Source organism: Comamonas aquatica (assembly GCF_018064205.1).
In the GTDB taxonomy this organism is placed as follows: Bacteria; Pseudomonadota; Gammaproteobacteria; order Burkholderiales; family Burkholderiaceae_C; genus Comamonas; species Comamonas aquatica.
Window position 1 is genome coordinate 1,965,791 of the sequence record NZ_CP072916.1, and the last position, 17,327, is coordinate 1,983,117.

Sequence of the window (17,327 nt, forward strand, 5' to 3'; positions counted from 1 at the left end):
CTGCGGGTCAGGCAGGGCCAGGTCGGTACGGAGAGGGGGCACGCCTTCCAGTCATACCCACCCTTCGACTGCGGCGGCTACGAGGACCGCGTGCCCCCACTGCCGGGGCGCGGTGCCTGCGCGCTTATTTCTTGCGGGTGTCCACGTAGCCCGCGCCCAGGCCGAAGTTCAGGCCCTGCTGGCCGAAGGAGTAACCAACATCACCGCCCAGGTAGATGTTGTCCTTGCCCAGATAGGCCACACCCACGTTCGGGCGCAGGCTGCGGTCGGCGAAGGAGTAATCCACGCCCAGCGTCGCCGCGGCCTTGTCCTCCTTGTCGGTGGAGAACATCTTGACGCCCAGCGCCGGGCCGGAGACGGGCTTGGGCCCGCCAAAGGTCCAGGTCAGGCCAGCGCCCCAGCCCACATCCGCCAGGGCCGCCGTGGACAGGGTGGCGGCGGCCAGGGCGCAGCCGGTGAGGATCCAGATTCGTGATCGCATGCATAACCTCCTGATGTCGTTGCGTTGTGGGTGACCCATTCTGGGGATGACCACGCCGCCCATCCTTCCTGCACGCCTTGCATGCCTGTCGGACAAGACGCCACACGCATTTCCTTACAGGGTCTAAGCCCAGCCATCTGGCGGCAACATCGGCTTGCTATGCTGGTTGCAGCCCGTGTCTGCGGGCACCCCCATCCCCTGCCCGTGTGCGGCACCTTCTCTGCTCGATATGGTTTCTTTGCTTGCGCTGCTGGCGCCCCTGCTGTCCCTCTGGCTCTGGTCTCCACTGATTCCGTCCCACCGCCGTGCGTTCTGGTGGTGCGTGGCCATCACCACCGTGCTGGGCACCGCCCCCGCGCTGCTGATCTATGCCATGCGCAACGAAGTGCTGGATTTCGGCCTGCTGTCGCACCTGCAGCTGGTCAGCGGCACCTTGTTCGCGGCCATCGCACTGGGGCTGGTGCTGTGCATCGCGCGCGACCTGCTGTGGCTGGCCGTGCGGGCCTGGCGCGGCCCCCGCAGCGCAGCGCCCTGGCGCCGGCCACGCTGGACGGCCACGGGCATGGTCGCCCTGGTGCTGCTGAGCACCTACGGCACCATCCAGGGCACGCGGCTGCCCGAAGTGCGTGAGCACACGGTTACCCTGCCCCGCCTGCCGGCAGCCCTGGACGGCCTGCGCATTGCCGTGCTGGCCGACATCCACGCCACACCCGTCAACGACGCCACCTATGTGCAAGGGCTGGTGGAGCGCACCAACGCCGCGCGGCCGGACATGGTGGTGCTACCCGGCGACCTGATCGATGGCGATGCGCCCACGCAGTCCGGCAACATCGCGCCGCTGGCGGGCTTGCAGGCCCCGCTGGGCGTGTGGTCGGCCCCCGGCAACCACGAGTACTACAGCGGCTATGACGCCTGGGCCCGCGTGTTCCAGCGCCTGAACCTGAATTACCTGGCCAACGAGGCCCGGGTGCTGGACGTGCGCGGGCACAGGCTGGCGATCTCGGGCGTCGGCGATCCGGCCTACGGCCGCCTGTCGCAGCAGAATGCCGACCCGCAGGTGGCCGAAGGCGTGCCGCCCGATGTGGTAACGGTGGCCCGCCAGGCGCAGGCCGGTGGCGCCGAGCTGCACATCCTGCTGGGCCACCAACCCAAGATGGCCCGCAGCTATGCGCCCCACGGCATCGACCTGCAGATCGCCGGCCACACCCATGGCGGCCACATCCGGGGCATGGACCAGTGGATCGTGGCACCGGCCAACGATGGCTTTGTGCGCGGTCTCTACGAGGTGGGCGCCATGCGCCTGTTCGTCAGCAGCGGCGCCGGCCTGTGGCCGGGATTTGCCGTGCGCCTGGGCGTGCCGTCCTCGATCGACGTGCTGGTGCTGCGCCGCGCGGCGCCGTAAGACCTGCGCCAAAACCCGCGCGCCGCGCAGGCGGCCATCACGGCAGCTGCTGGCGCAGGGCTTCCAGCGCCGGAATATCCCGCTGCGCCACCTGCAGCGCCTGGGCCGCCAGCTCCGGCGGCAACCCGGGCTGGGCCGACAAGGCCCGCCATGCGGCCTGCAGCCGCACCTGCTGCCGGGGGGCGCGCGCAACGCCCCCCCAGGCTGCCGTGCGTTGCAGGGCCAGCACCGCCAGCCGCTCAGTGCGGCGCAAGGCCGAGGTGGCCAGGATGGTGTCGCGGCGCCACTGCTGCAGCTGCAGCAGCGCGGTCTGCATGGCGCGCAGTGACAGCCCTAGATCGTGCAGCTGCCCGCGCGCGGGCCACTGCGTCTTGTCCGCCCAGCGCACCAGCCGCAGCAGGCGGTGGTGCAACTGGGCCTGCCAAAGCGCAGCGGCGGCAGAGCCGCCCGGCCACAGGGCGGGCCGCCCTTCTTCCAGCAGGCGGCGCGCCAGGGCCGGCACCTCGGCCAGCATCATGCGCGCCAGGGTGTGCAGGCGCCGCTGGGCATTGGTGGGATAGACCCCGCGGTACACCAGCCAGGCCAGGGCCGGCCCGGACACCACGGCCAGCGCCATGCTCAGGTGCTGGGTCCACCCCCCGGTTTGCGGAAACACCGGCGCCAGCAGGATGAACATGGCCATGTTGGTGTCCATGGCGCCCGCCGCCGTGCGCTGGTGGGCAAACACCAGCCCGCCCAGCAGGGCAAACGGCAACAGCATCCACACCATCTGCCAGCCCGACTGGGCCCAGGGCCAGACCAGGGTCTGGCACAGCAGCGCCAGGGCGGCGCCGATCAACTGCCCCCGCAGCACGAAGGCCATGGTGCGGTGCGGGCTCTCGAAGCCCGAAAACACCAGCAGCATGACCGACAGGCCCAGCATGCCAAAGGCCACCAGGCGCCATTCCGTGAGCGCCCACACCATGCCCAGCAGCAACAAGGTGCCGCCCGCGCGCACGGCCGCCTGGCGCGCACCCACCCAGTCGCGGTGCAGCGGCAAGGGTGCCATGCGCCGCTCGTGGGCCACAGGTCGGTGCCGGCCTTGCAGATCCCGTTGCTCGGCCTCCCAGCCACTGTGCATGGCCTGCAGCAGCAGGTACAGGGCATGCAGCACCTCCGGGACGGCCTGCCCGGCTGCCTGCACGGCGGCCACCGCCGCTTCGCAGGCCGCAATCGCCTGTTGCAAGCACTGGCGCAAGGCCTGGGCCTGCTGGGACTCGGGCGCGGCCTGCAACGCCTGCACGAGCGACTCCAGCGCCTGGACCAGCTGCTCTGCCGGGCCCTCAGGGGCAAGGTCCACCGCCATCTCGACGCGCTGCAGCAGCCCCAGGTGGTAGACCAGATCCAGGGCACTGTGCTGCTGCCAGTGCATGGCCCTGGAGGTGTGGCGGGCCGTGCGCGATCCTTCGGGGTACAGCTCCAGCAACTCCTCCACCTCGGCCAGACGGCTGAGCAGCGCGGCCATCGGGGCCGGCGCAGGCGCGGCGTGCGGGCGCAGCGGAGCGATGGCTGCCTGCAGCACACCGGCCAGCGCATGGCGGCTTTGGGCAATCAGCACGGCGGTGCGACGCCGGGGGGCGAAGCACCAGGAAATGCACACGGCGGTCAGCACCCCGGTCACCACGGTCAGCAGACGGTCCCAGGCAAACGGCCAGATCGCAGCCACGGGCCCCACGTGCAGCAAGATCACCATGGCCGCCGAGTAGCCCGCCAGCATGCAGCCGTAGGCCATGTAGCCGCGCTGCAGGTTGCCCAGGAAGGCACACAGCGCGCTCCATGCGGCCAGGCCCAGGGCCAGCACCCAGATCGACTCCTGCGCCAGCAGCACCAGGCCCACGGCGAATGCCACGCCGACCACCGAACCGGCGAAGCGGTAGATGCCGCGCGACAGCAAATGCTCACGCATCGGCTGGCTGCAGGCCCAGGCCGACATGGCCGCCCAGTGCGGGTGCTCCAGCCCCAGGGCATAGGCCAGCAGCAACGCGGCGAAGGCCGCCAGGGCCGTGCGCAGGGCAAACGCCAGCACCGGGGTGTGAAAGCCCAGGGCCCGCGCCCAGGTGGTGGCGGTGGATGCGCTCATGGTGCCTCCGGATCGCACGTGCCGACCGCTGGGGGCTGCGACGCCTGCACCAGGCGCCGGTCCAGTTGCAGCAGTCCGGCCACCAGGGCCTGCACCGCCGAGGCGGGCAGGCCTTCCAGCAGTTGCTGCTCCACCCGCTGCAGCTTGCCGTGCACGTCGGCCACCATGGCCTGCCCATCGGCGGTCAGCAGCAATTGCTTGCTGCGGCGATCGGCCGCATCGGTGACCCGCAGCACCAGGCCCCGGTCTTCCAGCAGGTCCACCACGCGCACCAGGCTGGAACTGTCCAGGCCCATGCGCTGCGCCAGTTGCTTGAGGCTCAGCGCCTGGCCGGCCTGGTGCAGGTGAAACAGCGGGCGCCAGGTGGCATCGGTCAAGCCCAGCTCCGCCAGGCGCATCTCCAGCACACGGCGCCAGTGGTGGCTCACACTGACCAGCAAATGACCAAAAAACGGCACCGCTTGCGGCGCATCGGCAGCGTCGCAGGACGGCGGCTGGCAGTTCATCGTGGCATCAGATAGGTTCATGCAGACTCTTTGCAAGATAAATGATTTGCAATGCCAACTATTTTAGAAAACTGCTCTTGCGCATGCAGCGCCTGTCTGCAAGCCCCTGCGCGCGCCAGGGCGTGGGCACCGTGCACGGCTTGAGTTCGCACGCCGTTGCCGCGACACTGGCGGCTTTGTTGGACGCTGCCCTGGCCCATGAACCACCACCTGCCCCCGGCCGATCCCGCGCTGGACCGTTTCGCCGATCTGCCGAATGGCCTGCAACTGTGCTTTCGCACCTATGGACACCCCGATCACCCACCCATCGTGCTGATTGCCGGCCTGGGCCTGCAACTGGTGTCCTGGCCCCAGGCCCTGATCGACGGTCTGGTGGCCGAGGGCCTGTTCGTCATCACGCTGGACAACCGGGACATGGGCCGCTCCAGCTACCTGCCGCAGACCCCGCCGGCGCGCTGGCGGCTGCTGCTGGACCGCATCCCCAGCGGGCACTACCTGATCAGCGACATGGCCAACGACGTGATCGCCCTGCTGGACCACCTGGGGGCCGAGCAGGCGCATGTGCTGGGCATGTCCATGGGCGGCATGATTGCCCAGAACGTGGCCGCGCAGGCCCCGCAGCGCGTGCTGTCGCTGACCTCCATCTTCTCCACCACCGGCAACAAGCAGGTGGGCAAGCCCGCCGCGTCGACCATCTGGCGCATGCTGACCAACCGGCCCGCCTGGACCCTGCCGCAGGCGCAGGACAAGTTCGTGCAGCTGATGCGCCACATCGGCAACCCCGAGGTGCCCGGCGTCGAGGCCTTGTGGCGCCAGCACATGGCCCTGGCCTGGCAGCGCACCACGCCCGAGCTGTCGCTGCAGGGCTACGAACGCCAGGTCACCGCCATCGTGGCCTCCGGCGACCGCACCGGCCTGCTGCACCGCATCCAGGCCCCGACCCTGGTGCTGCACGGTGACCGCGACTACATCGTCCACCCCAGCGGCGGTGAGGCCACGGCGCGCGCCATCTCGGGGGCGCAACTGCACACCCTGGTCGGCATGCGGCACCAGCTGGATGCCGCCATCACCCCGGCGCTGCTGGAGCTGATCGTGCCGCATGTGCGCGATGCCCAACGCTGACACGAAAAAAAAGGCGCTGCCAGCAGCGCCTTGCAAGCCTGGACAGCGCGCCCCTCAGCGCATGGCGCGGCGCAACCAGGCGCTGGTCTGATCCACCACCACCGACAGCGCCAGCATGGCCAGGATCACCGTGCTGGCTTCGGCGTAGTGGAACAGCGACAGCTTGACGTACAGCAGCTGCCCCAGCCCCCCGGCGCCGACAAATCCCAGGATGGCAGCCATGCGGATGTTCATTTCCCAGCGGTACAGGGTGTAGGCCAGCAATTGCGGCGCCGCACCGGGCAAGGTGCCGTACAGAAAGGCCAACACCCGCCCGCTACCAGTCCGGCGCAAGGCCTCGGCCGGTTGCGGCGGGGCGTTCTCCAGCGCTTCGGCATACAGCCGCCCCAGCACCCCGGCCGTGTGCAAAGCCAGGGCCAGGGCCCCAGCAAACGGACCCAGCCCGACGGCCAGGGCGGTGATGGTGGCCCACACCAGCTCCGGCACGGAGCGCAGCAGGTTCAGCACCACGTTCCACGGCGCGCGGAACCTGGGCAGGGCCAGCAACAGGCCGGCAACGGCCGCCAGCAGCGTGCCCACCACCGAGATCGCCAGCGTCTCGCCAATGCCCACCAGCACGGCCCACAGCCAGGCTGCGCTGGTGTCCGGTGGGAAGAAGCCGGTGACGAAGTCCCTCACCGCGGCGGCCGCCTGGCCGGTGAACAGCTGCGACCAGTCCATGCCCAACAATTGCCAGCTGGCCACGATGGCGGCCGACACGGCCAGCAGCACCGCCGCGCTGCGCCTGCCCCAGGGCGCCGCGCGGGGCGCAGGCGTCGCATCCAGGGCCCGGCGCAAGCCATTCGACAACGCATCCGCGCCCAGCACCAGCAGCACGAACACCAGCAGGATGGAGCAGGCCTCACCGCCGTTGAGCATCTTCATCGCCTGGTCCATCAGCTGACCCAGGCCGCCGGCGCCCACAAAGCCCATGACCACGGACGCGCGGATGGCGCATTCCCAGCGGTAGACGGTGTAGGACACCAGTTCCTTGGAGGCCAGGGGCAGCACCCCGTACAGCACCGCCAGGGCGCGCGGACTGCCGCTGCGCACCAGGGCCCGGGCAGCGGTGCCGTCCTCACTTTCCAGGATTTCGGCATAGACCTTGCCCAGCATGCCGCCATAGGTCAGCCCCAGGGCCAGCACCCCGGCGGTCGGCCCCAGGCCAAACACGCGCACGAAGACCAGCGCCCACACCAGCTCGGGAATGCCGCGCAGGATGGTCAGGATGGCGCGGACCATGGGGTTTTGCGTGGCTTTTTCGCGGACGGCGCTGGTGGCCCAGTACGACAGCGGCACGGCCAGCACAAAGGCCAGCAGCAGACCGATGGTGGCGATCGCCAGCGTCTCCAGCGTGGCTTGCCACAGATAGCCGCCAAACTCGGCGCTGGTGTCCGGCGGCAAGAAGCCCGCCAGAAAGCCGCCGATGACGTGCAGGTTGTTGGGGTCGAACAAGGCCCCCGGCTGCACGCCGGCGCCCTGCCACAGGGGCCACAGCACGGCCAGGGCCACCAGCAGGCCCCACAGGCGGGGCCGCGCCGCCGGGTCGGACAAAGGCCGTTGCAGCGCCCGCATCAGCACCCCCTGCGCACCGCCGCCAGCGTGCTGGCGGCCGCGGTGGGTGGCAGGTCCTGTGGCGGCGGCGCCTGCAGGCCCTCGGCGGCGTACAAGGCCTGCAACTGGGCCGGCGTGACCTGGCGGGCCGGCAGATCAAACACGATGCGCCCACCGCGGATGCCCACCAGGCGCTCGAAGCACTGCTGCGCCAGCTCCACCGCGTGCAGGCTGGCCACCAGGGTGGCGTTGCGGGCCTTGGCTTCCTGCACCAGCAGTTGCACGGTGTCCAGGGCCAGCGTGGGGTCCAGGGCCGACACCGGCTCGTCCGCCAGGATCAGTTGCGCCTCTTGGTACAGCACGCGGGCGATGCCGACACGCTGCAGCTGCCCGCCGGACAGCTGGTCGCAGCGCACGAACAATTTGTCGGCCAGGTGCACGCGCTCCAGCGCTTGGCGCGCGCCGGGCAGGTCCTGGGGGTAAAGCAGCGAAGCCAGCGACTTCCACGCCGGCCACTGGCCCAGCTTGCCCGCCAGCACGGCGGTCACCACGCGCTGGCGCGGCGGAATCGGGGCGGACTGGTGCACGGTGCCAATCCGTGCGCGCAAGGCGCGCAGCGCGGCGGCGGACGCCCAGGCCGGCTGCTGCAGCACGGTCAGCTGCCCCGCCGTGGGCTGCAGCGCCGTGCCAATGGTGTTCAGCAGGCTGGTCTTGCCCGCGCCGGAGGGGCCGATCAGGGCGATGCTTTCGCCCTGCTGCGCCTGCAGGTCGATGTCCGCCAGGGCGACATGGCCGTTGGCATGGGCCAAGCCCAGGCCATGCAATGAAAAACTCATACAGATGCTCTGCAAACTGTAGCTGTCAGCGCAACATGGATGCGCGCTGCCAGCCAATTTTGCTGAATATGCGCAGCACACCGCCGCGTGCCTGCACCGGGCAGGCCACGCGGCGGCGCTGCGGCCACTGGCTTACTTCAGCAGGCCTGCGGCCTTGGCGGCCTCTTCGATGCCCACGTAGTTCTCGGGCTTGGAGGGGATGAACTTGGAGGCGCGCTGCAGGTCCATGATGGCCTTGTGCTCGGGCTTGGCGGGGTCCAGCTTCAGGAAGGCCTCGGTCAGCTTCTTGGTGATGGCGGGGTCCAGGTCGCCGCGCACGGTCCAGTTGTAGTCAAAGTACTCGGGCGTGGTGTGGAACACGCGCACCTTGGCGGGGTCGACCTTCTTGGTCTCGACCAGCTTGTCCCACACCGAGGTGTTCAACACGCCCGCGTCGGCCTTGCCGGCGGCCACGAAGGCCACGGTGGCATCGTGCGCACCGGAGTAGGCCACGTTCTTGAAATCCTTCTCGGGGTTGATGCCGGCCTTCTGGATGAAGTAGCGGGGCATCAGGCTGCCCGAGGTGGACGAAGGCGCGCCAAAGGCGAAGGTCTTGCCCTTCAGGTCTTCCAGGGTCTTGATCGACGGATCGGCCGTGATGAAGCGCGAGGTGAACACCGCATCCTCGGCACGCTGCACGATGGGGTTGGCCGTGCCCTTGGTGCGGATCTTGGCCTGCACGTAGGTGAAGCCGCCCAGCCAGGCCATGTCCAGCTTGCCGGTGGCCAGCGATTCGACCACGGCGGCGTAGTCGCTCACGGGGGTGAACACGACCTTCATGCCGGTTTCCTGCGACAGGTACTCGCCCAGGGGCTTGAACTTGCGCTGCAGTTCGGTGGGGGCCTCGTCGGGGATGGCCGACACGCGCAGCACCTGTTCGGCGGCGGAGGTGGAGAAGGAGGCCAACGCGGAAGTGGCGGCCACGGCAAGCAGCGCCTGCTTGATCACCAAGCGGCGTGGGGAAGAGATGGACATGTGGTTTCCGTTTCAAAAGCCACCGCCGGACGGAATTGCTCGGCGGTTTAATCGGTGCTCCAGCACGCTGGGCACCCTCGGTGCAAGGGCGGTACGACAGACCGCTGGGCGGAATTCTCGCACCCATGGGCCAGGCTTGAGCGCCGTCAAGCCAGTTGCCGCAGCAGACCGCTGCACCATCAGCCGGTCCTGCCCGGCACAGCGCTATGGCAATCAAAGCGCTCAGCGCATAGAAATCAAGGCTTTGACAGCCAATTGTTTGCCAAACCAAGATGAATTCAGCGCATCAAGCTCTCTTTTTTGAAAAGCAGCAGGACACCCTGACAACACCAGGGTTTTAGCCTGCCCCCCTTCCCCCGGCACGCGCTTCGTGGAACCATGGCTTCAGACCGGGCGCCGCGCGCTGCGGCCCCGGCGGTGGAAGATGAAGTGATTCCAGCTTTCTGCAAGGAGGCCGCAATGACCGAGTTCGACGCCCTGCACCCCCTGCTCCAGGCGGTGGTGTATTACGGCAGCCCCCTGCTGCTGCTCGCAGGTCTGGCAGGCTTTGCCACCTCGGTGGCCCTGTGGTTCCTGCGTGCATCCTGAACACAGCGGCGCGGCACGCCGGCACGCTTCGCCATCCACGATCCTCCCACGCTCGCAAAAAAGCGCTGCACCCTGATCCACGCGGCTACACTTCGCACTGGCTTGCATTCCCCACGGAATGACAAGCCTTTTTTCCCTTCTGACGCCTGCTTTCCCGCCGCCCATGTCCACTGTCTTCAACTTCACCTTTGTTCCCTGGTTCCGGTCTGTGGCCCCGTACATCCACAAGTTCCGACACCAAACCTTTGTGGTGGGCATCACGGGCGAGGCGATTGCCGCCGGCAAGCTGCAAGGCATCGTGCAGGACCTGGCGCTGATCCAGGCCATGGGCGTCAAGCTGGTGCTGGTGCACGGCTTTCGCCCCCAGGTGAACGAGCAGTTGCGCCTCAAGGGCCAGGAGCCGCAGTACTACAACGGCACCCGCGTGACCGACAGCGTGGCCCTGGACTGCGCCCAGGAAGCCGCCGGCCAGCTGCGCTACGAGATCGAGGCCGCCTTCAGCCAGGGCCTGCCCAACACCCCCATGGCCGGCGCCCGGGTGCGCGTCATGTCGGGCAACTTCCTGACCGCCCGCCCCGTGGGCATCGTCAATGGCGTGGATTTCATGCACTCCGGCCTGGTGCGCAAGGTGGACGTGGAAGGCATCCGCCGCGCCCTGGACTCGGAGGCCATGGTGCTGCTGTCGCCCTTCGGCTTCTCGCCCACGGGCGAGGCCTTCAACCTCAGCATGGAAGAGGTGGCCACCCGCGTGGCCAGCGAGATGAAGGCCGACAAGCTGCTGTTCCTGACCGAAGTGCCTGGCGTGCGCACCGACCCAATGGCGCCCGAGAGCGATGACAACCCCATCGACACCGAGCTGCCCCTGGCCGCCGCGCGCCAGTTGCTGGCCAAGCTGCCCGCGCCGCAGGTGCCCACGGACACGGGCTTTTACTTGCAGCACTGCGTACGCGCCTGCGAACAGGGCGTGGAGCGTAGCCACATCCTGCCGTTTGCGGTCGATGGCGCGCTGCTGCTGGAAATCTATGTGCACGACGGCATCGGCACCATGGTCATCGACGAGAAGCTGGAGGAGCTGCGCGAGGCCTCCATCGACGACGTGGGCGGCATCATCCAGCTGATCGAGCCCTTCGAGAACGACGGCACCCTGGTCAAGCGCGACCGCACCGAGATCGAGCGCGACATCGCCAGCTACACCGTGATCGAGCACGACGGCGTGATCTTCGGCTGCGCGGCCCTGCACCCCTACCTCGAAGCCAAGACCGCCGAGATGGCCGCCGTGACCGTTTCGCCCAAGGCCCAGGGCACGGGCGATGGCGAAAAGCTGCTCAAACGCATCGAGCAGCGCGCCCGCATCATGGGCTGCGACACCCTGTTCGTGCTGACCACGCGCACCATGCACTGGTTCATCAAGCGGGGCTTCCAGCCGGTCAGCCCGGACTGGCTGCCAGAAGCGCGCAAGGCCAAGTACAACTGGGACCGCAAGAGCCAGGTGCTGGTCAAGAAGCTGTAACCGACGTTTACCGATCAACGGTAAAAAATTTTAAACAGCACTTGCCAACAAATAGCAGCAAAATTCTCATGAATACATGATTTTTTGCTATTAATTTCATACTCCAAACCTGACTAGAATACGCGCCGTGCTCGGTGCAGAAACCGCTGCGATAGCCCCCGACCAGGGCACCACTATTGCAGCGCCCGCATGCCGGAGGCTCGGATTTTGGGTTCCAATTCACCCTTTGTTGGCCCTGGCGCCAACCGGGCCCACCAGGCCCGAATCCGATCCCCTGGCCGGGCGTGCCAAGTACGCCCGGCCTCTTTTTTTTCGTTCCCTGTGCATGGCTTTTGCTTGTGCAAGGACTGTCTCGACATTCTTCTTACTGCAAAGACGCAATGACTTCTTTGAACACCCAACCGATCAGCCAAGACGTCTTGGCCGAGAAATACCTGGCTGCCGGCGAACACACCGCCGAAGACCTGTTCCGACGTGTCTCCCAGGCTCTGGCAGACCAAGAAAAGCCGGAGCTGCGCGCCGAGTGGGCGGAGAAGTTCTTCAAAAACATGCAAGCCGGTGCCATCGGCGCCGGCCGCATCATGGCGGCCGCCGGCCTGGACACCAAGGCCACGCTGATCAACTGCTTCGTGCAGCCCGTGGCCGACGCCACCAACGGCTTTGACGAAAACGGCAACCCCGGCATCTACACCGCGCTGTCGCAGGCCGCGGAAACCATGCGCCGCGGCGGCGGCGTGGGCTATGACTTCTCCAACCTGCGCCCCAAGGGTGCGCGGGTCAAGGGCACGAACTCCTACGCGTCGGGCCCCTGCTCCTTCATCGACGTGTTCGACGCTTCGTGCACCACCGTGGAATCCGCCGGTGCGCGCCGCGGTGCGCAGATGGGCGTGATGCGCATCGACCACCCCGATGTGCTGGACTTCATCACCGCCAAGCGCCAGAAGGGCCGCTGGAACAACTTCAACGTCTCGGTCGGCGTGACCAGCGACTTCATGCAGGCCGTGGAAAACGATGCCCCCTGGGAGCTGGTGCACGTGGCCACCCCCTCGGACCTGCAGATCGATGCCGGCGCCTACCAGCGCGACGACGGCAAGTGGGTCTACCGCACCGCGCAGGCGCGCGAACTGTGGGACAGCATCATGAAGTCGGCCTACGACTTCGCCGAGCCGGGCATCCTGTTCATCGACAACATCAACAACGACAACAACCTGTACTACGCAGAGACGATTGCCGCCACCAACCCCTGTGGCGAGCAACCCCTGCCCCCCTACGGTTGCTGCGACCTGGGCCCTATCATCCTGACCAAGTTCGTGCGCGATGCCTTCACGCCCGAAGCCCGTTTCGATGTGGACGCTTTCCGCGCCGCCGTCGCCATCCAGGTGCGCATGCTGGACAACGTGCTGGACGCCACCGTCTGGCCCCTGCCCGAGCAGCACAAGGAATCGCAGCAAAAGCGCCGCATCGGCGTGGGCTTCACCGGTCTGGGCGATGCCCTGATCATGCTGGGCCTGAAGTACAACAGCGACGCCGGTGTGCAGCAGGGCGAAGAAATCGCCCGCCAGATGCGCGACGCCGCCTACCTGGCCTCGGTCGAACTGGCCAAGGAAAAGGGTGCCTTCCCGCTGTTCGACGCAGACAAGTACCTGGCCAGCGGCTTCACCCAGCGCCTGCCCGAAGCCATCCGCGCCGAGATCCGTGCCCACGGTATCCGCAACAGCCACCTGCTGTCGATCGCGCCCACCGGCACCGTGTCGCTGGCCTTTGCCGACAACGCCTCCAACGGCATCGAGCCGCCCTTCTCGTGGACCTACAACCGCAAGAAGCGCACGGCCGATGGCGGCAACAGCCACTACACCGTGGAAGACCACGCCTACCGCGTGTTCAAGGCCATGCACGGCGCCGATGCGCCCCTGCCCGAAGCCTTCGTCAGCGCGCTGGAAATGACCGCCGCCGAGCACGTGGCGATGATGCGCGTGGTCCAGCCCTACATCGACACCGCCATCTCCAAGACGGTGAACATCCCCGCCGACTATCCGTTCGAGGACTTCAAGAACCTCTACATGGAAAGCTGGAAGGCCGGCCTCAAGGGCTGCGCCACCTACCGCCCCAACGACACGCTGGGTGCCGTGCTGTCCGTGGAGCCGCCCAAGCCCGCCGAAGCGCCCAAGCCCGTGGCCAGCACCCACAGCAGCAACATCGCCGCCGTGGTGGAACGCCGCCCCGAAGGCCCGCTGAACGCCGTGGTCGACAAGATCGAGTACTTCACGCACGACGGCGCGCGCCGCCTGTACCTGGTGGTCAGCTTCATGCTGGTGGACGGCGTGGAGCGCCCCATCGAGTTCTTCATGCCCGTGGGCCAGACCGGTGAGAGCCAGCAGTGGATCACCGCCACCATGCGCTCGCTGTCGCTGGCCGCGCGCGGCGGCTTCCTGGACAAGGCCCTGGACGACCTGCGCAAGGTGGCCTGGGACCGTGGCCCCATCCGCTACGGCTGGATGGACAAGGCCGACGGCAGCCGCGTGCCACTGTGGCACGACAGCGAAGTGGCCCTGCTGGCCTACGCCGTGCAGGCCATCATTGCCAACCGCGGTGAGGCCCAGCCCGCCCCCAGCACCAGCGCGGCCCCTGCACCAGCGCCTGTGGCCGATGCCACGCAGACCATGAGCGGCAAGAAGTGCCCCGACTGCGGCGCCCACGCCGTGATCAAGAAGGATGGTTGCTCGTTCTGCACCGCCTGTGGCTATATCGGCGCTTGCGGCTGATCCAGCCTGCGCAAGCAGCTATGAAAAAAGGAGGCCTTGGCCTCCTTTTTTTATGGACGGATGACGCTCACTCCAGCGAGCAGCGATCCGCTTTGGCAATCGCCTGCCAGTCACGCCCCTGGAACTGGAGCGCCTGCGGCGCGTGGTGCAGTGGTGCTACCCCATCGCCCACGCCCCAGCGCACCAGCTGGGCCACCATCGAATTGCCATGCAGGGGCGTCTCGCGCTCTTGCGCGCTGAAGCGGGGCATGCCGGCCGCCTCGGCCATCGCCACCAGCGCCGGGTTGCGCCAGACCAGCAGCGGCACCTCCAGCGTGCTGCGGCTCAAGCCCGTGCGATAGCCCTCGCTGCACGGTGGCAGCACCAGCCCGTGGTCGCTGCTGTAGACCAGCAGGGAGGGACTGCCCGGGCGGGAGGACTGGTCGAGCAGTTGCGTCCACTTGGCGAGCAAGGCGCTGCTGTAGTGCAGGGAGTTGTCATAGGCATCTTCCAGCGCGGCGTAGTCCGCGGGGTAGCGGTGCTTGACGTCCGGGTGGCTGCCGAAGGTGTGCAGCACGACCAGCTTGTGCGTGGCGGGGTCCTGCAGCGCTCGGCGCAAGGGCTCCGTCAGTGCATCGTCGTCCCCGCCATCGCCCACTTTGGTGTAGACATCGGCCGAGCGCCGCAGGGTCTGCACAAAGAAGTCTTCCTGGCTGTCGAAAAAGCGCGAATTGGTCAGCACAAAGGTCTTGAACCCCGCCTGGTGCGCCACATCCAGGAACGAGGGGGCCTGCTGCTGCACGCTGTCGTTGGCCGACAGGCCCGTCAGCATGAAGGGCAAGGCGGCCGCCGTGTTCGAGCCCTGGGCCATCACGCGGATGGCCTCGATCCCGGGAATGTCACGCAGGGGTGCGTTGGTGTCGCCGCCGTCATAGCCCAGCAGCGACCAGCGCTGGGCCGAGGCGCTTTCGCCGATCACCACCACCAGCGTCTGCACCGGGGCCGGCTGCGACGGCGGCACCGGCAGCTGCGGGCTGTAGAACAAGGCCGCATTGATTTGCCGGTGCAGCAGGTAGGCCTTGACGATGTGCAGCGGGTACACCCGGTCGAGCTTGTTCAGGTAGCCCCAGCCGTCGTAGCCCTTCTTGGCGCCATACAGCGCGAACCCACCCCACACCAGCGTGCTGGCGATGCAGGCGACACGCAGCAGCGGGCTGCGGCGCAGCGACTGCGCGGGCCAGCGCAGCAGCGTCCAGCCCAGCCAGCCGGAGCCCAGCAGCCACAGCAAGGCCATCACCACGGTCAGCGTGGGCAGGGTGTGCACGAACTCCCAGGTTTCGCTGGACGTGGTGCGCAGCGCCGTGGCCAGGAAGAACTGATCGGCCAGATAGCCAAAGAAGCCCACGTGCACCACATTCACCAGCCCCAGCAGCCACACAGCGGGCACCAGCAGCCAGCGCACCGGCCGCAGCAGCAGCAACGGCGCCCACAGCACCGCGGCGAGAAGCCAAAGACCCAGGGATTTCGCATGCACGCCCTCCAACAGGCAGGGGCTCAACAGCAGCAGCCAGGCGATGAGCGCCGGCGCTATATTTTTTTTGTTGTGTTTCATTCGCTTACACCATCCAAGCGGGCGAGCTTACCCCAGGCAGGGCACGGCTGGCTTACTCCGCCGCGATACAGGCTTTGTCCTGAGGACTTAAAGTACGCAGCTTGTCTTTCCAACCTGCTGCGTTTTCACCAGCACCATCGCTCCCATGACCCTTTCGCCTGCCCTGCCCGTGCTCTATTCCTTCCGCCGTTGCCCCTACGCCATGCGTGCGCGTCTGGCACTGGCCCATGCCGGACAGGCCTGCGAGCTGCGCGAAATCAACCTGCGCGCCAAGCCGCAGGAGCTGCTGCAGGCCTCGCCCAAGGGCACGGTGCCGGTGCTGGTGCTGCAGGACGGCCGCGTGATCGAGCAAAGCCTGGACATCATGCTGCATGCCCTGCTCGCCAACGACCCGGACGGCTGGCTGGCCCCCACCCAGGGCACGCTGGACGACATGCTGGCGCTGATCGGCCGCAACGACGGCTTCTTCAAGCAGGCACTGGACCGCTGCAAGTACCCCGAGCGCTACACGGCCGAAGAGGTCAACCAAGCCCAGACCGATGCCATCACCTGGCTGGCCGATCTGGATGAGCAACTGGCCGACAGCGGCTACCTGTTCGGCCTGAACCCCAGCCTGGCCGACATGGCGCTACGTCCCTTCGTGCGCCAGTTTGCGCGCATCGATGAAGCCCAGTGGGCCGAGCAGCCCTGGCCCCACCTGCAGGACTGGCTGCAACGCTGGATCGATTCGGCGCTGTTTGCCGAGATCATGGAAACCTACCCCGGCTGGATCCCTGGCACACGGGGCCCGACCTTCAGCACCGACAGCATCGAATCGGCCTGAGCCGGTGCGCTGACCATTGCAAGCATTTTTGGCCTGTAGCGCATAAGCAGAAAGGGGCAGCAGCTCCTCTTTTCAATGCTGCATCACAGGCTTGCGCGGCACCCCGACCGAGGGGTGGGGCAGCCCGCCATGCGGCCATGGCCCTCACCGGCCGTGGACGGAACGGCGCAACGCCGACGCCCGCCGCGGGCCTCCCCTGCCATCGCCAGCCGGCTTCTGGGCACGGGCTGGCCATCGCAGCCCAAGGCGCCAGGCCCGCTCAGCGGCCTTTGTGGAACCAGGCGCCGGGCCGGCGCGCCGAGGCCACCGGACTGCCCGTTGGGCGCCGTGATGTCGTGCCCGCCGACGCCTGGCTGCCCGCTGCAGCCACGTCGCCCCACTGGATGTCTTCACGCGCAATCGCGCGCCACTGGCCCGGGGCCAGCGCGTCCAGCTGCAGGTTGGCAATGCTGCGCCGGATCAGGCGCAAGGTGGGGTGGCCGATGGCCGCCGTCATCTTGCGCACCTGGCGGTTCTTGCCCTCGACCACGGTGATCTCCAGCCACACGTCCTGCACGCTCTTGCGCACCCGCACCGGCGGATCGCGCAGCGCGACCTGCGGCTGGGGCTGCAGCAGCTGTGCTTGGCACGGCAAGGTGGTGTAGTCCTCGATGCGCAGGCCGTCGCGCAGGCGCTGCAAGGCGGCCTCGTCGGGCACGCGTTCGACCAGCACCCAATAGGTCTTGGGCTTCTGGTGGCGTGGGTGGAGCAACTGCTCGATCAGCGGGCCGTCGTCGGTCAGCAGCAGCAGGCCCTCGGAATCCTTGTCCAGCCGCCCGGCCGGGTACACCCCGGGCGGCAGGTCGAACTCCGCCAGCGACCGCGCCCCATCCTCGGGGGTGAACTGGGACAGGACGCCATACGGCTTGTGGAAGAGGATGTACTGGGGCATGCCGGATCGATAGTGCGCAAAGGCCGTGATTGTCGGCCCAAAACAAAGC

At 67.7% G+C, this 17,327-nt stretch carries 14 protein-coding genes; 6 read left to right on the forward strand and 8 right to left on the reverse strand.

The genetic code is table 11. The annotated features are described in order from the left end of the window. Window positions 1-124: 124 nt before the first annotated feature. The gene (locus KAQ61_RS09400) at window positions 125-481 is read right to left on the reverse strand and encodes a hypothetical protein (protein WP_210931622.1); all 357 of its coding nucleotides are present in this window, start codon (window positions 479-481) and stop codon (window positions 125-127) included. A gap of 229 nt (window positions 482-710) precedes the next feature. Here KAQ61_RS09400 and KAQ61_RS09405 point away from each other — a divergent pair, with 229 nt between their 5' ends. Beyond that, window positions 711-1,883 (forward strand): metallophosphoesterase, encoded by a 1,173-nt coding sequence (locus KAQ61_RS09405; protein WP_210931624.1) that lies wholly within the window; start codon window positions 711-713, stop codon window positions 1,881-1,883. Between the two features lie 37 nt (window positions 1,884-1,920). Here KAQ61_RS09405 and KAQ61_RS09410 read toward each other — a convergent pair whose 3' ends face one another. Both KAQ61_RS09410 and KAQ61_RS09415 read right to left on the reverse strand, forming a co-directional pair. Further along, window positions 1,921-4,002 (reverse strand): FUSC family protein, encoded by a 2,082-nt coding sequence (locus KAQ61_RS09410; RefSeq protein WP_210931626.1) that lies wholly within the window; start codon window positions 4,000-4,002, stop codon window positions 1,921-1,923. Further along, window positions 3,999-4,529 (reverse strand): MarR family winged helix-turn-helix transcriptional regulator, encoded by a 531-nt coding sequence (locus KAQ61_RS09415; RefSeq protein WP_051519558.1) that lies wholly within the window; start codon window positions 4,527-4,529, stop codon window positions 3,999-4,001. The genes KAQ61_RS09410 and KAQ61_RS09415 overlap by 4 nt, the downstream gene beginning before the upstream one ends. A gap of 177 nt (window positions 4,530-4,706) precedes the next feature. On the opposite strand from KAQ61_RS09415, the gene KAQ61_RS09420 reads away from it, so the two are divergent. After that, window positions 4,707-5,630: an alpha/beta fold hydrolase gene (locus KAQ61_RS09420; protein ID WP_210931628.1), complete on the forward strand. Its 924-nt coding sequence runs from the start codon at window positions 4,707-4,709 to the stop codon at window positions 5,628-5,630. Window positions 5,631-5,684: 54 nt separating this feature from the next. Here KAQ61_RS09420 and phnE read toward each other — a convergent pair whose 3' ends face one another. From phnE to KAQ61_RS09435, 3 genes are all read right to left on the reverse strand, one after another. Then, window positions 5,685-7,244, reverse strand: a complete 1,560-nt coding sequence (gene phnE, locus KAQ61_RS09425) for a phosphonate ABC transporter, permease protein PhnE (RefSeq protein ID WP_210931630.1) — start codon at window positions 7,242-7,244, stop codon at window positions 5,685-5,687. Beyond that, window positions 7,244-8,059, reverse strand: a complete 816-nt coding sequence (locus KAQ61_RS09430) for a phosphonate ABC transporter ATP-binding protein (RefSeq protein WP_210931632.1) — start codon at window positions 8,057-8,059, stop codon at window positions 7,244-7,246. The genes phnE and KAQ61_RS09430 overlap by 1 nt, the downstream gene beginning before the upstream one ends. Before the next feature lie 132 nt (window positions 8,060-8,191). Next, window positions 8,192-9,073 carry a putative selenate ABC transporter substrate-binding protein gene (locus tag KAQ61_RS09435; protein WP_042412857.1) on the reverse strand — a complete coding sequence of 294 codons (882 nt, stop codon included), beginning with the start codon at window positions 9,071-9,073 and terminating at the stop codon, window positions 8,192-8,194. A gap of 459 nt (window positions 9,074-9,532) precedes the next feature. On the opposite strand from KAQ61_RS09435, the gene KAQ61_RS18960 reads away from it, so the two are divergent. The 3 genes from KAQ61_RS18960 (at window position 9,533) to KAQ61_RS09445 (ending at window position 13,933) form a co-directional block, all read left to right on the forward strand. Beyond that, window positions 9,533-9,661, forward strand: a complete 129-nt coding sequence (locus KAQ61_RS18960; RefSeq protein ID WP_267970562.1) for a hypothetical protein — start codon at window positions 9,533-9,535, stop codon at window positions 9,659-9,661. Window positions 9,662-9,824: 163 nt separating this feature from the next. After that, a complete protein-coding gene (gene argA / locus KAQ61_RS09440) occupies window positions 9,825-11,171 on the forward strand; it encodes an amino-acid N-acetyltransferase (RefSeq protein ID WP_154163923.1) in 1,347 nt (448 codons plus the stop codon). Between the two features lie 380 nt (window positions 11,172-11,551). Then, window positions 11,552-13,933 carry an adenosylcobalamin-dependent ribonucleoside-diphosphate reductase gene (locus KAQ61_RS09445; protein WP_210931634.1) on the forward strand — a complete coding sequence of 794 codons (2,382 nt, stop codon included), beginning with the start codon at window positions 11,552-11,554 and terminating at the stop codon, window positions 13,931-13,933. A gap of 67 nt (window positions 13,934-14,000) precedes the next feature. On the opposite strand, the gene KAQ61_RS09450 is transcribed toward KAQ61_RS09445, so the two are convergent. Next, complete coding sequence (locus KAQ61_RS09450) at window positions 14,001-15,524, reverse strand: sulfatase-like hydrolase/transferase (protein ID WP_210931636.1); 1,524 nt, start codon at window positions 15,522-15,524, stop codon at window positions 14,001-14,003. A gap of 145 nt (window positions 15,525-15,669) precedes the next feature. Here KAQ61_RS09450 and KAQ61_RS09455 point away from each other — a divergent pair, with 145 nt between their 5' ends. Next, a complete protein-coding gene (locus KAQ61_RS09455) occupies window positions 15,670-16,347 on the forward strand; it encodes a glutathione S-transferase (RefSeq protein WP_210931638.1) in 678 nt (225 codons plus the stop codon). Window positions 16,348-16,606: 259 nt separating this feature from the next. Here the strand turns inward: KAQ61_RS09455 and KAQ61_RS09460 are convergent, their stop codons facing one another. Then, complete coding sequence (locus tag KAQ61_RS09460) at window positions 16,607-17,278, reverse strand: pseudouridine synthase (RefSeq protein WP_210931640.1); 672 nt, start codon at window positions 17,276-17,278, stop codon at window positions 16,607-16,609. Window positions 17,279-17,327: the final 49 nt, after the last annotated feature.

What these genes read in the sequence shown, in the direction of transcription:
- KAQ61_RS09400 (WP_210931622.1), bottom strand. Translation starts at nt 481, where the DNA reads ATGCGATCACGAATCTGGATCCTCACCGGCTGCGCCCTGGCCGCCGCC.
- KAQ61_RS09405 (WP_210931624.1), top strand. Translation starts at nt 711, where the DNA reads ATGGTTTCTTTGCTTGCGCTGCTGGCGCCCCTGCTGTCCCTCTGGCTC.
- KAQ61_RS09410 (WP_210931626.1), bottom strand. Translation starts at nt 4,002, where the DNA reads ATGAGCGCATCCACCGCCACCACCTGGGCGCGGGCCCTGGGCTTTCAC.
- KAQ61_RS09415 (WP_051519558.1), bottom strand. Translation starts at nt 4,529, where the DNA reads ATGAACCTATCTGATGCCACGATGAACTGCCAGCCGCCGTCCTGCGAC.
- KAQ61_RS09420 (WP_210931628.1), top strand. Translation starts at nt 4,707, where the DNA reads ATGAACCACCACCTGCCCCCGGCCGATCCCGCGCTGGACCGTTTCGCC.
- phnE (WP_210931630.1), bottom strand. Translation starts at nt 7,244, where the DNA reads ATGCGGGCGCTGCAACGGCCTTTGTCCGACCCGGCGGCGCGGCCCCGC.
- KAQ61_RS09430 (WP_210931632.1), bottom strand. Translation starts at nt 8,059, where the DNA reads ATGAGTTTTTCATTGCATGGCCTGGGCTTGGCCCATGCCAACGGCCAT.
- KAQ61_RS09435 (WP_042412857.1), bottom strand. Translation starts at nt 9,073, where the DNA reads ATGTCCATCTCTTCCCCACGCCGCTTGGTGATCAAGCAGGCGCTGCTT.
- KAQ61_RS18960 (WP_267970562.1), top strand. Translation starts at nt 9,533, where the DNA reads ATGACCGAGTTCGACGCCCTGCACCCCCTGCTCCAGGCGGTGGTGTAT.
- argA (WP_154163923.1), top strand. Translation starts at nt 9,825, where the DNA reads ATGTCCACTGTCTTCAACTTCACCTTTGTTCCCTGGTTCCGGTCTGTG.
- KAQ61_RS09445 (WP_210931634.1), top strand. Translation starts at nt 11,552, where the DNA reads ATGACTTCTTTGAACACCCAACCGATCAGCCAAGACGTCTTGGCCGAG.
- KAQ61_RS09450 (WP_210931636.1), bottom strand. Translation starts at nt 15,524, where the DNA reads ATGAAACACAACAAAAAAAATATAGCGCCGGCGCTCATCGCCTGGCTG.
- KAQ61_RS09455 (WP_210931638.1), top strand. Translation starts at nt 15,670, where the DNA reads ATGACCCTTTCGCCTGCCCTGCCCGTGCTCTATTCCTTCCGCCGTTGC.
- KAQ61_RS09460 (WP_210931640.1), bottom strand. Translation starts at nt 17,278, where the DNA reads ATGCCCCAGTACATCCTCTTCCACAAGCCGTATGGCGTCCTGTCCCAG.